The organism is Streptomyces sp. BR1 (assembly GCF_052373795.1).
GTDB lineage: Bacteria > Actinomycetota > Actinomycetes > Streptomycetales > Streptomycetaceae > Streptomyces.
The window spans coordinates 2,640,403-2,656,272 of record NZ_CM126252.1; the positions used below are offsets into that span (position 1 = coordinate 2,640,403).

The 15,870-nt window shown below is 71.4% G+C and carries 15 protein-coding genes; 4 read left to right on the top strand and 11 right to left on the bottom strand.

The features are described 5' to 3' along the window. Positions 1-220 precede the first annotated feature (220 nt). A complete protein-coding gene (locus ACT1U9_RS11155; protein WP_444538187.1) occupies positions 221-445 on the top strand; it encodes a DUF7848 domain-containing protein in 225 nt (74 codons plus the stop codon). 18 nt (positions 446-463) lie between these two features. On the opposite strand, the gene ACT1U9_RS11160 is transcribed toward ACT1U9_RS11155, so the two are convergent. After that, positions 464-1,633: an AAA family ATPase gene (locus ACT1U9_RS11160; RefSeq protein WP_444538188.1), complete on the bottom strand. Its 1,170-nt coding sequence runs from the start codon at positions 1,631-1,633 to the stop codon at positions 464-466. Positions 1,634-1,853: 220 nt separating this feature from the next. On the opposite strand from ACT1U9_RS11160, the gene ACT1U9_RS11165 reads away from it, so the two are divergent. Then, on the top strand, positions 1,854-3,488 hold the full coding sequence (locus ACT1U9_RS11165) for a hypothetical protein (protein ID WP_444539067.1): 1,635 nt from the start codon (positions 1,854-1,856) through the stop codon (positions 3,486-3,488). An 84-nt stretch (positions 3,489-3,572) separates the two neighbouring features. On the opposite strand, the gene ACT1U9_RS11170 is transcribed toward ACT1U9_RS11165, so the two are convergent. Together ACT1U9_RS11170 and ACT1U9_RS11175 are read right to left on the bottom strand one after the other, a co-directional pair. Next, a complete protein-coding gene (locus ACT1U9_RS11170; RefSeq protein ID WP_444538189.1) occupies positions 3,573-3,920 on the bottom strand; it encodes a DUF1330 domain-containing protein in 348 nt (115 codons plus the stop codon). Positions 3,921-4,034: 114 nt separating this feature from the next. Further along, positions 4,035-5,072 (bottom strand): NAD(P)-dependent alcohol dehydrogenase, encoded by a 1,038-nt coding sequence (locus tag ACT1U9_RS11175; protein WP_444538190.1) that lies wholly within the window; start codon positions 5,070-5,072, stop codon positions 4,035-4,037. Between the two features lie 160 nt (positions 5,073-5,232). On the opposite strand from ACT1U9_RS11175, the gene ACT1U9_RS11180 reads away from it, so the two are divergent. After that, entirely contained in the window at positions 5,233-6,126 is an 894-nt protein-coding gene (locus ACT1U9_RS11180) for a helix-turn-helix domain-containing protein (RefSeq protein WP_444538191.1), read from the top strand. A 12-nt stretch (positions 6,127-6,138) separates the two neighbouring features. On the opposite strand, the gene ACT1U9_RS11185 is transcribed toward ACT1U9_RS11180, so the two are convergent. The 4 genes from ACT1U9_RS11185 to ACT1U9_RS11200 all read right to left on the bottom strand — a co-directional run bounded on the left by ACT1U9_RS11185 (position 6,139) and on the right by ACT1U9_RS11200 (position 10,251). Then, positions 6,139-6,825 (bottom strand): ABC transporter ATP-binding protein, encoded by a 687-nt coding sequence (locus ACT1U9_RS11185; RefSeq protein ID WP_444538192.1) that lies wholly within the window; start codon positions 6,823-6,825, stop codon positions 6,139-6,141. Positions 6,826-6,878: 53 nt separating this feature from the next. Next, entirely contained in the window at positions 6,879-8,348 is a 1,470-nt protein-coding gene (locus ACT1U9_RS11190; protein WP_444538193.1) for an ABC transporter permease, read from the bottom strand. Positions 8,349-8,499: 151 nt separating this feature from the next. Next, positions 8,500-9,765, bottom strand: coding sequence for a L,D-transpeptidase (locus tag ACT1U9_RS11195; protein ID WP_444539068.1), 1,266 nt, complete (start codon positions 9,763-9,765; stop codon positions 8,500-8,502). Between the two features lie 135 nt (positions 9,766-9,900). After that, positions 9,901-10,251 carry a hypothetical protein gene (locus ACT1U9_RS11200; protein WP_188276212.1) on the bottom strand — a complete coding sequence of 117 codons (351 nt, stop codon included), beginning with the start codon at positions 10,249-10,251 and terminating at the stop codon, positions 9,901-9,903. Between the two features lie 109 nt (positions 10,252-10,360). Here ACT1U9_RS11200 and ACT1U9_RS11205 point away from each other — a divergent pair, with 109 nt between their 5' ends. Continuing rightward, on the top strand, positions 10,361-10,642 hold the full coding sequence (locus ACT1U9_RS11205) for a hypothetical protein (protein WP_444538194.1): 282 nt from the start codon (positions 10,361-10,363) through the stop codon (positions 10,640-10,642). Positions 10,643-10,721: 79 nt separating this feature from the next. On the opposite strand, the gene hutH is transcribed toward ACT1U9_RS11205, so the two are convergent. From hutH to ACT1U9_RS11225, 4 genes are all read right to left on the bottom strand, one after another. Continuing rightward, complete coding sequence (hutH, locus tag ACT1U9_RS11210; protein WP_444539069.1) at positions 10,722-12,263, bottom strand: histidine ammonia-lyase; 1,542 nt, start codon at positions 12,261-12,263, stop codon at positions 10,722-10,724. 227 nt (positions 12,264-12,490) lie between these two features. Continuing rightward, entirely contained in the window at positions 12,491-13,645 is a 1,155-nt protein-coding gene (locus tag ACT1U9_RS11215; protein ID WP_444538195.1) for a diguanylate cyclase domain-containing protein, read from the bottom strand. 79 nt (positions 13,646-13,724) lie between these two features. Continuing rightward, positions 13,725-14,528 carry an enoyl-CoA hydratase/isomerase family protein gene (locus tag ACT1U9_RS11220; protein ID WP_444539070.1) on the bottom strand — a complete coding sequence of 268 codons (804 nt, stop codon included), beginning with the start codon at positions 14,526-14,528 and terminating at the stop codon, positions 13,725-13,727. A 176-nt stretch (positions 14,529-14,704) separates the two neighbouring features. Then, positions 14,705-15,862 (bottom strand): adenylate/guanylate cyclase domain-containing protein, encoded by a 1,158-nt coding sequence (locus tag ACT1U9_RS11225; protein ID WP_444538196.1) that lies wholly within the window; start codon positions 15,860-15,862, stop codon positions 14,705-14,707. Positions 15,863-15,870 lie beyond the last annotated feature (8 nt).

Here is a 15,870-nt window from a genome sequence, read left to right on the forward strand (position 1 = left end):
CGGCCAGGGAGGCGTGGAGCGTGAGAAACACGAGGACGACAATGGACAGCCCGGTGAATCTGTCCCTGCCGTGCAAGCCGCCCGAGCCCGCAATGGGCTGCGACGTGTGCGCCGCACTAGTGCGGCAGCGGCAGGCCGCGTGTGATCGGGGAGATCTGTCGGGTGCGACGGACGCGGACGTGGAGATCCATAACCATCCGCATCGGACTCGGGGTCCGCGATGACCGCCCGCTCGGTACTGCGGTATGTCGAGCATCGGATCGCTCAACATCCCGGCACGGACGTGACGTTCGAGGCGGAGCGCCTGGGGTGCGACTGGCAGGCGGTGGCCTCGACGGACGGCGCGGCCGTCGACGTGGAGTGCATGAGCCACACAGGGCGTTCGGGGCACCCGGGGTTCCGTCGGGTGTGTACCTCGTTCGCTCGCGTCGAACGCGCTGAGTAGCCGCGCCAGACGGTCCCGTCACCTCTTCGGCCAGTACCAGACCGGCTCGTCCAGCACTCCCTGTCCCTCCACCACCGTCTGGCCGAACTCCTTGACCAGTTCTATGACGTTGGCCCGGTGGGACAGGGCCTCGGCCAGGGGGCGGGCGTGGGTGACCACCACCAGTTGGGTGTGCTTTGTCGCCTTGCGGATCAGGGCGGACAGGGGTGGCAGGAGGTCCGGGTGGAGGCTCGTTTCCGGCTCGTTCAGGACCATGAGCGCCGGGGGGCGGGGGGTCAGGAGGGCCGCCGTCCAGAGCAGGTAGCGCAGGGTGCCGTCGGAGAGTTCCGGGGCGGTCAGGGGGCGGAGCAGGCCGTGTTGGCGCAGGCGGAGTTCGAGGCGGCCGCCGACCAGGTCGATCTCGACGCGGCTGCCGGGGAACGCCGCGTCCACCGCCTCGTCGAGCCCCTCTCGGTCGCCGATCTCCCGGATCGTCTGGAGCGCGGCGGCGAGGTCCGCGCCGTCGCCGCTCAGGACCGGCGTACGGGTGCCGATGTGGGTGCCCCGGGCCGGCGCGTGCGCGTCCGTGCGTACGTGGTCGTAGAAGCGCCATGCGCGGACGCGTTCGCGGACCGCCAGGACGTCCGGTGCCCGCTGCGGGTCGGCGAGTTCACCGAGCATCGAGTCGTACGGGCGGATCTCGCCCGCCGAACGCTGCCATGTGCCGTCCGCCGACCGCACCTTCACCGCCTGCCCGGCCCGCTCGGAGAGCACCGTCGCCGGGCGCAGCACCGGGCCGCTCCAGATCGACTCGCGTTTGATCTCCGGGTCGAGCGTGAAGAGCGAGTCGGGGTCGCCCGCCGCGCCGCCGGGGTGGCCGAAGTCGACCGCGTAACCGAAGTCGTCGCCCGCGAATCCGAGGCGCAGGCTCACCGGTTCGGTGCGGACCGTGCCCTGGAGCGGGCTGCGGCCCTCGCGGACCGCCCGGCCCGTCCGCTCGGGGCCCGCCCACAGCGTCGACGGCAGCCCGCCCTCGCGCGCGAGGGCCGCGACCGCGCCGCCGCGCGCGGAGTCGGCGAGCAGCCGCAGGGCGCGGTACAGGGACGACTTCCCCGTCCCGTTGGCACCCGTCACCACATTGAGGCGGTCGAGTCGTACGACCAGGTGCCTCAGTGAGCGGTAGTTCTCGACGGCCAGCGTGGTGATCATGTCTTCGAGGGTAGGGACCGGGTCTGACAATCGCCGTCCGGGACCGGTCCGTCGAGCAGCGCGTGAGAAAACCATTACTGGCTGTGTCAGTGGGGGACCGTAGGGTTGGCGGGTGGGCATCAGCCAAGTCCTGCGGACCGACAAGGCCGACAGGAACGACACGGCCGGGGACGGAGCCAGCTCGCCATCGCGCGGCGGGTGGCTGCGGCCCGAATGGCGTGTGCCCGCCGTCGCGACCGCAGTCGTCGTTCCGTTTTACGTGGTGTGGGCTTTGGTCCTCGCGACCGGCGGTGGCGACCTCGCGGCCCAGCTCGCCTGGGCGGGCTTCGCGGCGCGGCACCCGGTCTCCGCGTACAACCTCTCCTGGTACGGGGGCGCGCACACCGCCAACTACAGCCTGCTCACGCCGTGGTTGATGGCCGCGTTCGGAGTGCGGGCCGTCTCGGTCGCGGCGGGGTTGTCCGGTACGTGGCTGATGGCCCTGCTGTTCGTACGGGCGGAGGGCGCTCGGGGCGACGGGAACGGCCGTCCCTGGCGGGGGCTGTGGCCCGCGCTGCTCGCGGCGATCGCGCTCTGGTGCAATGTCGTCTCGGGGCGGACCACGTTTGCGGTGGGGGTTTCGTTCGCCCTGGCCGGCTGTCTGTTTGTGCAGGGAGTGGGGGCAACAACCGTTCCGCGAGCGGCGCTTCGGGATCGGAGCAGTGCTCTCGGATCGGCCGAGCGGTCCGGAACGCGACTGGTGCTCGCAGGTGTGAGCACCGCTCTCGCCACCATGGCCAGCCCCGTCGCCGGGCTCTTCCTGCTCGTCGTCGGCGCCGCGTACGGGCTCGACCGGCAGTGGGCGAAGGCCGCCGTCCTGGGCCTGCCGCCGTGCGCGGTCGTCGCGGTCACCACCCTGCTCTTCCCCTTCGAGGGCGAACAGCCCATGGCGCTGGGCAAGGTGTGGATGCCGCTCGCCGTCTGCGCCGCGCTGCTGCTCGCCGCGCCCGTCGCGCGTACGTGGAAGGTCGTACGGGTCGGAGCCGCCGTGTACGCGGTCGGTGTGGTGCTCACGTTCTTCGTCGCCTCGCCTGTCGGGTCGAACGTGGAACGGCTCGTCGGGCTCGTCGGGCCGCCCGTACTACTCGCAGCCCTCCTCGTGCCCGGGCTCGACCGGACGCGGCGGATCGTGCTGGCCGTGACGCTGGTCGTCTCCGTCAACTGGCTGCGCGACAAGACGCTCGACGACATACGGGTGTCCACCGTCACGCCCGCGTGGGCTGCGCATACGGACGGGCTGGTCAGTGAGTTGCGGCGGCTCGGGGCGGACCGTACGCGGGTCGAGGTCGTCCCTGCGCGCAATCACCGCGAGGCCGCGGTGCTGGCCGCGGACGTCAATTCCGCTCGCGGCTGGAATCGGCAGCTCGACGTCGAGCGCGGCCGCCTGTTCTACGACGGGTCGTTCACCGCGGCGCGGTATCGGGCGTGGCTCGATCGGTGGGCCGTCGGGTATGTCGCCCTGCACGACGGGCTGCCGGATGGGCCCGCCACTGCGGAGGCCTCGCTCGTTCGAGAGCAGCCGCCGTGGTTGGAGCATGTGTGGCGGGATGCGCACTGGACGGTGTATCGGGTGCGGGGTGCTGTGCCGCTGGTGTCCGCGCCGGGGGTGGCTGTGGGGGGTGATGACGCGTCGCTTGTGGTGCGGATGCCGCGGGCGGGGGCTGTGACTGTGCGGATCGCCTACTCGCCTTGGTTGCGGGCGACCGGGGGTGCGTGCGTTTCCCGTGACGGGGAGTTTGTTCGGCTCGCCGTGCCGCGGGCTGGTGAGTATCGGCTTGAGTCGCCGTATCGGTGGCCACGAGGTGGTGGATGCTGAGTCGGGTGACTGGTGCGGTGCGGGTCGTGTGTGGCTGGTCGCGCAGTTCCCCGCGCCCCTGAACCACTACGTAAAGCTCCCCCACTACGCCGACCGCTCGGCCCTGAGGCGTGCCGCCGTTGCCGCTGCCTCGTAGCCCTCCGCCACCCCCTCCACCAGCACCACATCCCCCTCGATGTGGTCCGTGCGGAGCGGGATCAGGGACTGGTAGGCCGGGGAGTCGTACCACGCGCGGGCCTCCGCCATGCTCGGGAAGCCGACTATCACCAGGGCGTTCGGCCATGACCCCTCCCTCACCTCCAGCGTCGCGCCATGCACCAGGAAGCGGCCGCCGAAGGGCTCCATGGTGGACTGGATGGTCTCCATGTAGACGACGACGTCCTCCGGCATCGTCTTGATCGGGCGCAGGTTGGCGATGGCGTACGCGGTCATGGCAGTGACCTCCTCGGTCGGCAGTCCCCGCCCGGAAAACCCGGTGCGGCGATGCCCCGATCCTGCCGGGCCACCGCCGCACCGTCGATTACCTCCGACGTAAGGCAAACGGACTCAGATCGTCGCCGCGTCAATCACGAACCGGTAGCGCACATCGCTCGCCAGCACCCGCTCGTACGCCTCGTTCACCTGCTCCGCGCGGATCAGCTCGATCTCCGCGCCCAGGCCGTGCTCCGCGCAGAAGTCCAGCATTTCCTGGGTTTCGGCGATGCCGCCGATCATCGAGCCGGCGAGGATCTTGTTGCCGCCGATGAGGCCGAACATGTTGAGCGCGTTCGGCTCCTCGGGGGCGCCCACGTTCACCAGCGCGCCGCCCGGCTTCAGGAGCGAGAGGTAGGCGCCGAGGTCCAGCGGGGCCGAGACCGTGGAGACGATCAGGTCGAGGGAGCCCGCGAGCTTCGAGAAGGTCTCCGGGTCACTGGTCGCGTGGAAGTGGTCCGCGCCGAGCTTCAGGCCGTCCTCCTGCTTGCGCAGGGTCTGGCTGAGCACGGTCACCTCGGCGCCGAGCGCGTGCGCGATCTTGACACCCATGTGGCCGAGGCCGCCGAGCCCGAGGATCGCGACCTTCTTGCCGGGGCCCGTCTGCCAGCGGCGCAGCGGCGAGTACAGCGTGATCCCGGCGCACAGCAGCGGCGCCGCGACGTCGAGGGGGATGCTGTCGGGGATGCGCAGGGCGAAGCGCTCGTCGACGACGACGTGGGTGGAGTAGCCGCCGTAGGTGGGCTCGCCGTCGCGGCCGATGGCGTTGTACGTGCCGACGCCCTGGGCGCAGAACTGCTCCTGCCCGGCCCGGCACTGCTCGCACTCGCCGCAGGAGTCGACGAAGCAGCCGACGCCGACCCGGTCGCCGACCGCGTACTTGGTCACGGCCGAGCCGGTCTCGGCGACCACGCCCGCGATCTCGTGGCCCGGGACCATCGGGAAGATGGCCTCGCCCCAGCCCTCGCGGGCCTGGTGGATGTCGGAGTGGCAGATGCCCGCGTACTTGATCTCGATCAGGATGTCGTGTGCGCCGACGGGGCGGCGCTCGATGGTGGTGCGCTCCAGCGGTGCCTTGGCGGCGGGGGCGGCGTAGGCGGCGACGGTGGTCATTGCCTTCTCCTCAAGATCTCGGATACGTCCACCACGGTGCCGCGTCCGGGGCCTGCCACCCAGCCCCCTGGTCTGCGTACGTACGCCGTGCGTACCACCGGTGTGCGTACTACTGGCAGGGTCAGGCTCACCGTCGTACGACGGCGGATACTGGGATGTCATGGACCAGCGTGCCGAACTCAGCGAATTCCTCCGCTCCCGCCGGGCCCGGCTCAAGCCCGGGGACGTGGGGCTGCCCGACTTCGGGCGGCACCGGCGGGTGCCGGGGCTGCGCCGCGAGGAGCTGGCGCAGCTGGCCGGGGTGTCGGTCGCGTACTACACCCGCCTGGAGCAGGGGAACGGGCAGAACGTGTCGACCGAGGTCCTGGACGCGATCGCCCGGGCGCTGCGGCTGACCGAGGCCGAGCAGCAGCATCTGACCCACCTCGCCAAGCCCACGACGATCAAGAAGAAGCGGGCGGCGATGGCCCGCCAGCAGCGGGTGCGGCCGGAGCTCCAGCATCTGATCGACTCGATGGAGTCGGTCCCGGCGTATCTGCTCGGCCGCCGGCTCGATCTGCTGGCCTGGAACCGGATGGCCGCCGCCCTGATCGGCGACTTCATCGAACTGCCGCCGGAGGAGCGCAACTTCGCCCGCCATGTCTTCCTCGACCCGACCGCCCGCGAGCGGTACCTCGAATGGGAGGACAAGGCGGCCGAGGTGGTCGGCGTACTGCGGCTGTGCGCGGGCTGCTACCCGGACGACCCGCTGCTCACCGCGCTGGTCGGCGAGCTGTCGGTCAAGAGCGACGAGTTCCGTACGCTGTGGGCGGCCCACACCGTCCGCCAGAAGGGCCACGGCAGCAAGCGGCTGCACCACCCGGTGGTGGGTGAACTCACCCTCTCGTACGAGACGTTGAAGCTGCCCGACGAGCACGATCTGTCGCTGGTGACGTACTACGCGGAGCCCGGCTCGGCCTCGGCCGACTCGCTGCGGCTGCTCGCGAGCTGGGCGGCGGCCCCCGAGACCGGGAGCCGCCCCGCCCCCGTCACGCCGCCGAACCGCGCTGCGTGAGCGTCGTAACCGTCACGCCGCCGACGCGTTCTCCGTGATCGTCACCTTGCCCTTGCGGATGACCGCCAGGCGCGGCGCACGGCGGGCCAGCGCGGTGTCGTGGGTGACCATGACGAAGGTCAGGTGGTGCTCCTTCCAGAGCGCTTCAAGCACCTCCATGATCTCGTCGCGCATGCCCTCGTCGAGGTTGCCGGTGGGCTCGTCGGCGAGCAGCACCTTGGGGCGCTTGACGACCGCGCGGGCGATCGCGACGCGCTGCTGCTGACCGCCGGACATCTCGCCGGGCAGATGGGACAGGCGCTCGCCCAGGCCCACCGACGTCAGCGCCTCGGCGGCGCGCTCACGGCGTTCGGCGGCCTTGAGGCCGAGCGGGACGAGGGCGGTCTCGACGTTCTCCTGTGCGGTGAGCGTCGGGATCAGGTTGAAGCTCTGGAAGACGAAGCCGATGGACTCGGCCCGCACCTTGGTGAGCCGGGCCTCGGGCAGCCGCCCGAGGTCGACGCCGTCGAGGACGACGCTGCCCTCGGTCGGCCGGTCGAGCCCGCCGAGCATCTGGAGCAGGGTGGACTTGCCGCCGCCGGTGGGGCCCTGGATGACCAGGCGTCCGCCGTCCTCGATGGTCAGATCGACCCCGTCGAGCGCGTTGATGGTGTCCTTGCCCCGCCGGTACCGCTTGGTGACGCCGCTGAGTTCGTACATGACTCCGGCTCGGTTCCTTTCGTACGTACGTGAGTCGGTCGGTGCGCGGACGGCTACTCGACGCGGCGCAGGGCGTCGGCCGGGCGCAGCCGGGAGGCGCGCCAGCCGCCGAAGCCGCCCGCGACGAGACCGCCCGCGACCGCGAGGGCCACGGCGAGGCCGATGGTGGTGAGGGAGACGGGCGCGGTCAGCGCGATGTCGACGGCCTTGGCGGCGCTCCGGCGCCCGAAGCCGCCGCCACCGAAACCTCCGCCGCCGAAGCCTCCGCCGCCGTTGCCGCCCCCGCCGCCGAGCTGCGCGGTGAGCGTCGGGCTGATCGCGGTGACCGCGTACGCGCCCGCGAGGCCGAGCGCGATGCCGAGTGCGCCGCCCATCAGGCCATTGACCAGGGCTTCTCCCACGACCTGGCGGGTGACCCGGCCGCTCTTCCAGCCGAGCGCCTTGAGCGTGCCGAACTCCCGCACCCGGCGGCTGACCGCCGACGAGGTGAGCAGCCCGGCCACCAGGAACGCGGCCGCGAGCACCGCGATCGAGAGCCACTTGCCGACGTTGGAGGCGAGGCTGGAGGCGGTGGACAGCGAGCCGGAGACGGTGTCGGCGAGGTCGGCGGAGGTGGTCACCGTCGTCCCCGAGACGTTCTTCTGGATGGCCGTCTTCACGCCCGCGATCCGCTGCGAGTCGGCGGCCTTGACGTACACCGTGGTGATCTTGTCCTTGGCGCCCGCGAGCGTCTGCGCCTCGCCGAGCGGCAGATAGACGTTGGCGGCGGCGTTGCCACTGTCGGCGGTGGCCAGGCCGATGATCGTGTACTTGGTGTTGGAGATGGTGACGCTGCCGCCGGTGGCCAGCTGCTTCTCCTTGGCGTACGCGCTGTCGACGACCGCGACCTTGCCGGCGCTCTCGTCGCTGCGGAAGGTACGGCCCGAGGTGATCTTGGAGGAGGTCAGCGGGCCGAGCTGCTGCTTGGTGACGTCCGTGCCGTACACGGTGAAGGAGTTGACGTCGAAGGAGGCGCCGCCGCCCTGGACCTCGCCCTGCGGGCCCGCGCCTCCGGTGCCGCCCGAGCCACGCCGGGACTTCTGCTGCTGGCGGTACTGCTTGAACTCACCGCGGGTGAACTGGCCGTTGACCTTCAGGACGGTCAGGTTGAGGCCGCCGACCGCGTCCGCGACGCCGTCCTGCTTGTCCACCTGACCCACCGTCGAGGACGCCAGGGTCTGGAAGCCCTGCACCATCACCCGGTCGCTGCTCTGGTCACCGGTGTCGCCGCTGCCCTTGGCGTCGAACTTGAAACGCGGGCGGCCGCCGTCCGAGGAGCCGGGCGGGGGCGCGGCCTTGGTGACGGTCATGTCGGTGCCGAGCCCGTACAGCGACTGCAGGACCTTGCCCTGCGCCCGGGTCATCCCGGTCGACACCGAGCTGACCACGATGACCAGCGCGATGCCGAGCGCGAGCCCCGATGCGACGACCAGCGCCGCTTTTCTGCGGCGGCGCAGCTCGCGCCGGAGGTAGGTGAAGAACATGGGCGCGAAGGTAGGCGCGAGGGGTGATGAGGAGTTAAGGCCGCGATGAGAGCGCCATGAGAACCCTCAATGAGGAAGCTGTGCACGGGAGTACGACAGCGGCCGCGCACCGGGATCCGGGCGCGGCCGCTGTCGTACGGGCGGAAGGGGCTCAGACGGCCGAGCCGGCCTTCCACGCCGACCAGCTCAGGTTCCAGTCGCTGAAGCCGTTGTCGGGCGCGATGGTCTTGTCGCCGGTGTTCTTGACGATGACCACGTCACCGACGATCGAGTGCTCGTAGAACCAGGCACCCGCGGTGCCCGCGTCGTCGGCGCCCTTGGTGTCGGACAGGCCCACGCAGCCGTGGCTGGTGTTGACGCTGCCGAAGATGGACTTGTCGCCCCAGTAGTTGCCGTGGATGAACGTGCCGGAGGCGGAGAGCCGCATGGCGTGCGGGACGTCCTTGATGTCGTACTCGCCCTTGCCGTCGCCGTCGGTGAAGCCGACCGTGGCGCCGTTCATCCGGGTCTCCTTGAACTTCTCGGAGATCACCATGGTGCCGTTGTACGTCTTGTGGTCGGGCGCGCCGGCCGAGATCGGGATGGTCTTGACCGTCTTGCCGTCCTGGGTGACGGTCATCTGGTGCGTGCCGGCGTCGACCGTCGAGACCTGGTTGCGGCCGATCTTGAAGGTGACCGTCTTCTCCTGGACACCGGTGATGCCGTTGGACGCCTCGACGCCGTCCAGGTTGAGCTTCATCGTCACGGTCGAGCCGGACTTCCAGTAGTCCTGCGGGCGGAAGTCCAGGCGCTGGGCGCCGAACCAGTGGCCGACGACCTCCTGGCCGCTGCTGGACGTCACCGAGATGTGGGACTGGACGTCCTTCTTGTTGGTGATCGCCTTGTCGAAGGTGACCGAGACCGGCATGCCCACGCCGACCGTCGAGCCGTCCTCCGGCGTGAAGTTGCCGATGAAGCTGTTGCTGGGCGAGACGGTCGAGAACGAGGCGTTCTCGTGGGCCTCGCGGCCCTTCGCGTCCTTCGCGGTCGCCGTGATCTTGTACTTGGCGGAGCGCTTCAGCTGCTTGTCCGGCGCCCAGCCGGCGCCGTCCGCCGAGATCTTGCCCGTGACCGCGGTGCCGTCGGCCGAGGTCATGGTGACCGACGTCAGCTTGCCGTCGGCGACGGTGACCTTGGTGCCGTTGTTGATGCCGACGTTGTCGGCGCCGTTCTTGGGCGTGATGGTGATCTTGGCGTCGGAGGTGTCCTTCTCGGCCGCCTTGTCGACCTGGGACTGTGACGTCTTCGAGGCGTCGGCGCCGCTCTTGTCCTTGGAACTGTCGTTGCACGCCGACAGCACCAGTACGCCACCGAGCACGGCGGACGCGACCACAAATCCCTTGCGCCGCTTACTCTCCGTTATCACACGCTTCTCCATCATCGCCGGTCCCCAACCATCGACTGAACAACGTAGCCGCTGAGGCTGTGGTTCCATTTCCGGAGGAGGTGTGGGAAAGCCCACCCGGCGGCGCCACCCGGGCCGGGTGACCCCGGCCCTGCGGCTCCGCGGACGCTACGGCCTCGGGCCGCCGTCCCCGTCCTCCTCGTCCGTCTCATCTTCCTCGTCGAGGTCCCAGTCCTCGTCGTCGGGGTCGTACTCGATCTCCTCGCTGCTCCACGAGGCCTGGGCGAGCTCGACCCCCGGCACCTCGGCGATCAGGTCGAACGGATCGACCAGATACGCCAGGGCCTCCGCCTCGTCTTCCCGCACCGCCGACTCGGCATGCGCGCGTTCGAGCTCCGGAAGGAGTTCGTCCGCCGTGATGCGCTCCAGGGCCGCGCCCGTCAGCGCCTCCGTGTCGTCGATCTCCAGGATCAAATCCACCCGGAGGCGTACATAGCGTGGTGTCTCTTCAGTGGTCATGCGACGGAGCGTAGGGCTCCGGGCCGCCGCGACTTTCCTGCGACCCGCTGCTTTCACTAGCATCGGCACACACCACCAATTCGCCGTATCCACAAGGGGGATCGACCAGGTGCCCATCGCTCGCCGGCCGCTGCTCACCGCCACCGCGGCGGGCTCGCTGCTCTGCGCCCTGTGGTTCGTCCCGTCCGCCAACGCCACGGACGCGCCCGGCAAGCCGCAGCCGGCCCCGGCCCACTCGTCGGCGACCGCCTCCGGCACGGAAGCGGACCCGGCCCTCGCCGACACGGGCAGCGTGGACACGTCCCCGTACCTCTTCGGCGGCACGCTGTTCCTGGGCGTGGGCGCCGGTTTCGTCGCGTTCTCGGTACGGCGGGCCCGCCGGCAGTACTGAAAGCTGTCTTCGAGCGCGTACGAGACCGTACGAGAAAGGGCGCCCCGGTTTCCAGGGCGCCCTTTGCCGTACGTACGGATCAGGCCAGCGGGCCCGTCACCGGCTCCACGGCGGCGACCAGCTCACCGCTGCGCACGAACGCGTCGGCGGCGGCCAGGTCGGGGGCCAGGAAGCGGTCCGGGCCGGGGCCGCCGACACCGGCCGCGCGGGCGGCCGTGATGGCGGCCTGCGAGGCGGGCGCGGGGGTCAGACCGTGGCGCAGCTCGATGCCGCGGGTCGCCGCGTACAGCTCGACGGCGATGATCCGGGTCAGGTTGTCGATCGCGGTCCGCAGCTTGCGGGCGGCCGACCAGCCCATGGAGACATGGTCTTCCTGCATCGCCGACGACGGGATGGAGTCGGCGGAGGCCGGGACGGCCAGCCGCTTCATCTCGCTGACCAGGGCGGCCTGGGTGTACTGGGCGATCATCAGGCCGGAGTCGACACCGGCGTCGTCCGCGAGGAACGGCGGCAGGCCGTGCGACCGGTTCTTGTCGAGCAGCCGGTCGGTGCGGCGCTCGGCGATCGAGCCGAGGTCGGCGGCGGCGATGGCGAGGAAGTCCAGGACGTAGGCGACGGGGGCGCCGTGGAAGTTGCCGTTGGACTCCACGCGGCCGTCGGGCAGGACGACCGGGTTGTCGACGGCCGAGGCGAGCTCGCGCTCGGCGACGGTCAGCGCGTACGCGATGGTGTCGCGTCCGGCGCCCGCGACCTGGGGGGCGCAGCGCACCGAGTACGCGTCCTGGACGCGCGGGGCCTCGTCCTGCTGGAAGTGTCCGGTCAGGCCCGAACCCTTCAGCACGGAGAGCATGTTGGCGGCGGAGGCGCCCTGGCCGGGGTGCGGGCGGATGGCGTGCAGCTCGGGCGCGAGGACCTTGGCGGTGCCGAGGAGCGCTTCGAGGGAGAGGGCGGCCGTGATGTCGGCCGAGGTGTAGAGCTTCTTCAGGTCGGCGATGGCCATGACCAGCATGCCGAGCATGCCGTCGGTGCCGTTGAGGAGGGCCAGGCCCTCCTTCTCGCGCAGCACGACGGGCTCGATACCGGCCTCGGCGAGCAGTTCCGCCGCCGGACGCACCGTCCCGTCCGGGCCCTCCGCCTCCCCCTCACCCATGAGCGTCATCGCACAGTGCGAGAGCGGGGCGAGGTCGCCGGAGCAGCCGAGGGAGCCGTACTCGTGGACGACGGGGGTGATGCCGGCGTTGAGGATGTCCGCCATGGTCTGCGCGACGGACGGGCGTACGCCGGTGTGGCCCGAGGCGACGGTCTTCAGCCGCAGGAACATCAGCGCGCGCACGACCTCGCGCTCCACGCGCGGGCCCATGCCCGCGGCGTGCGAGCGCACGATGTTGCGCTGGAGCTGGGCGCGCAGGTCGGGGCTGATGTGCCGGGTGGCGAGGGCGCCGAAGCCGGTGGAGACGCCGTACACGGGCTCCGGCTTCGCCGCGAGGGCGTCGACGATCTCGCGGGCCTTGGCGAGGGCGTCGAGCGCGGCGGGCGAGAGCTCGATCCTGGCGTTGTGCCGGGCGACGGCGACGACGTCCTCCGGGGTCGTCCCGGACGTCCCCACCACGACAGTGTGCATATCCATATTCAGCAGCGTACGGACTGAATCGCCGCGTGTCACTAGTGGGCGGCGGGGTGGCCCCTTACGGGGTTCGTTCCCCAGAGTGCGGCCCGGTGGGGGCTGGTCGCGCAGTTCCCCGCACCCCTAAATACCTAGGGGCGCGGGGAACTGCGCGCGCAACCCAGCACGGTCCGCACCCGAAGAGCTCCCTCGGAGAGTTTCGGGAAGGGGCGGGGCGGGGGAATTCAGCCCCGGCCACGGAAGCGGCGGCGTTCCGCCCGCTCCGGCACCGGCGCGTCCGCCAAGGGGACCACCGCGTCGTCCCGCCCCGCCACCACCGGCTTCGGGGCACGTGCAGCCTTCGCTCGGTACTGGGCCGCGTCCGCCAGGCGGAAAAGGCGGCGGGCCGAGCGGACCGGCCCGATGGGGTCGCCCGTAGAAGCGACGCCGCACGCCACCCCCTCCCCCAGCTCCAACTCACCAGCACGCAGGCACAGTTCGGACGCCACCCGCACCACCTCCTCCGCCGAAGGCCCCACCGCCAGAAGGCAGAACTCGTCACCGCCCAGACGTGCCGCGAGCGCACCCGGCAGCATCGCCCCGCACAGCGACAGGACGGACCCGAAGCGCTCCAGCAACCGGTCGCCCACCGCGTGCCCCCGCGTATCGTTCACCCGCTTCAGCCCGTTCAGGTCGCACACGACCAGGCTCACCACCACCCCGTCCCGCCGATGCGCCTCGATCGCCTCGTCGAGACGTACGTCCACCGCACGGCGGTTGGCCAGACCCGTCAGCGGGTCGGTGAAGGCGAGGCGGCGGACCTCCTCCAGGCGTTCCGTCTGGGCGATCCCCGCCGCCGCGACGGACGCGAGGACGGTCGCGAAGTCGGCGTCGGACGCGTCGAAGACGGGGGCGCCGAGCGGACGGGCCACGTACAACTCGCCCCACGCCCGCCCGTGCAGCACGATCGGCGCGACCACACAGCACCCGCGCCCGCGCCGCCGCAGCGCCGTCACCCGCTCATGGCAGTAGCCCGCCGAGTCGTCGGGCCCCGCCGCCGTCTCCACCCACGCGTTGGGCTCACCGCCCCCCGCCCACCGCTCGTGCAGGAACTCGGTGATCTCGGGGAACTGGTGCACCGGATACGTCTCGTCCTCGGGGAACTCCTCCTCCCCCGCCGCCCGTTCGCCCGCGTTCACCAGCACCCGCAGCCGTCCCAGCTCCCGCTCCCAGGTGGAGAGCGCCGCGAAGTTCCCGGCGAGCGCGTCCCGCGCGCCGAGCGCGGCCGCCCGCCAGGACTCGCGCGGGGTGTGGGCCGCCGCCATGGCCTGCGCCAGCGACACCACGGCCCTCAGCCGTACGTCCTCGGCTCCGCCGACACCCTCACCCTCACCGCGCATCCCTCCAGCTTAGGGAGGTTTGCCCGGTTTTGAGCCACTGGCCGGGCCAGCCGTTCACGCCCCCGGCCCACCTACCGGCTCACTCCCCCGGCCACTGCGGCTTCCGCTTCTCGTTGAACGCCGCCACGCCCTCCGCCCGGTCCCCGGAGAAGGCCACCGACCGCCAGGCCGCGTCCTCGACCTCCAGGCCCGCCCGCAGGTCGAGGCCGTGGCCGAGCCGCATCGCCCGCTTGGCCGCGCGCAGCCCGACCGGCGAGTTCGCGGCGATCCGCGCGGCGAGCGCCAGCGCTTCCGTACGGTCCTCGCCCGCGTCGACGAGCACGTCCACCAGGCCGAGCTCACGCGCCTCGGCCGACTCCACCCGCCGCGCGGTGAAGACCAGTTCGGCCGCCCGGGCCGCCCCCACCCGCCGGGGCAGCAGCTGCGTACCGCCGCCGCCGGGGATGACGCCGACCGAGACCTCGGGCAGTCCGACGACGGCCGTCGCGTCCGCCACGATCAGATCGCAGGCCAGCGCCAGCTCGAACCCGCCGCCGAGCGCGAACCCGTGCACGGCCGCGACCGTCGGCATCGGCAGATCGAGCACACCGGTGTAGCAGGCACGCGCGGTCGGCCGCTGGCGCACCAGCTCGGCGTCGGTGAAGGAGTTACGTTCCTTCAGGTCCGCGCCCACGCAGAACGCCCGCTCGTGCGTCGACGTCACCACGGTCACGCGCACCTGCGCGTCGGCCGCGAGCGCGTCGCAGGCGGCCGCGATCGAGCGGGCCATCTCGGAGGAGACGGCGTTCATCGCCTTGGGCCGGTCCAGCACCAGCTCGGCGACGTACTCATGCCGCCGCACGGCCACGAACTCCCCGTACCGCTGCTCATCCGTACCCATCAGACCCTCCCGACGACGTTAACGAACGTTACGTCGGGGATCCTAGGCGGACTCCTGGAAGGCCGATACGGCGCCGGGTGCCCTACTAGGGGCGCGGGGCTGTGACACTGTGCGGCTCCGCCGCGCGGGCGCGACCAGCCCCCACCGGCCCGCAGACGAACACGCACCCCTTGGCGGAGCTACGTACGCCGGTGCAGCATCCACGGCTCGACCACGCCCAAGCCGCGCACGGGCCGCTGCCACATCGGCTGAAGCGCGAACCGGTACTTGGGAGGCTCCTCGCCCTCCTTCTCGGCGGCCGCCGCCTCCTCGGCGGCCTGCGCCTCCGAGACCGGCGCGTCCCCGGCCCGGGTCAGCTCCTCCGCGAAGGCGCCATCCACCAGCACCGAGTCCTTCGGCGCTATCGACGTGAGCCGGCTCGCGAGGTTCACGGTCGTGCCGAAGACATCGCCCATCCGGGTGGTGACCGTGCCGAACGCGATGCCGACGCGCAGCGCCGGCATCGTCTCGTCATGGCTCATGGTCTCGATCAGCCGGAGCGATATCTCGGCGGCGGTCCCGGCGTCGTCGGCCGCGAAGAGGACCTCGTCGCCGAGGGTCTTGATGAGGCGGCCGCCATGGGCCGCGACGAGGTCCGCCGCGGTCGTCTCGAACGCCTCGACCAGCTCGCCCAGCTCCTCCTCCTCAAGGCGCCGGGTGAGCCGGGTGAACCCGACGAGGTCGGCGAAGCCGACGGCGAGGCGCCGGTCGACCATCTCCTCGTCGTCGGCGGCCTGCACCACCCGCCCGGTCGCGGCGGCGAGCTGGCGCCGCCACACATAGACCAGGAACTCCTCCAGCTCCGGCAGCAGCAGCTCGACCAGCGGATACGTGACTTCCGTACGGGTCATACCGGGCTCGGGCGGCTCGGTCAGGCCCTCCAGGAAGGAATCGATCTGCCACTCCGCCAGCCGGGCGGTGGTCTGCCCGGTGGAGCGGGCCACCTGGACGGCCATGGGCTCGCTCAGCAGCCCCGCCTCGACCAGACCGGCGAGCCGCCGCAGCGCCAGCACGTCCGCCTCGGTGAGCGCCTTGGCCTGCCCGATGTCCGCGAACCCCATGGCCCGCCAGAACCGCGAGGCGAGCTCCATGGAGACACCGGCCGTACGGGCCGCCTGGAACGGCGTATAGCGGCGGTCCGCGCCGAGAATCAGCTGCTCAAGGCGGATCGCGAGCGGGTCGTGCGTCGGCTCGGCGGTGTGGTCCACGGCGTGGTGCGGGGTCGGGTACGCGGAGCTTGGGGCCGGTTCCGACGGAGGGCGGCCCCCCTCGCCGGACTGCTTGTCGTCGACGGTCACCAGCCGCC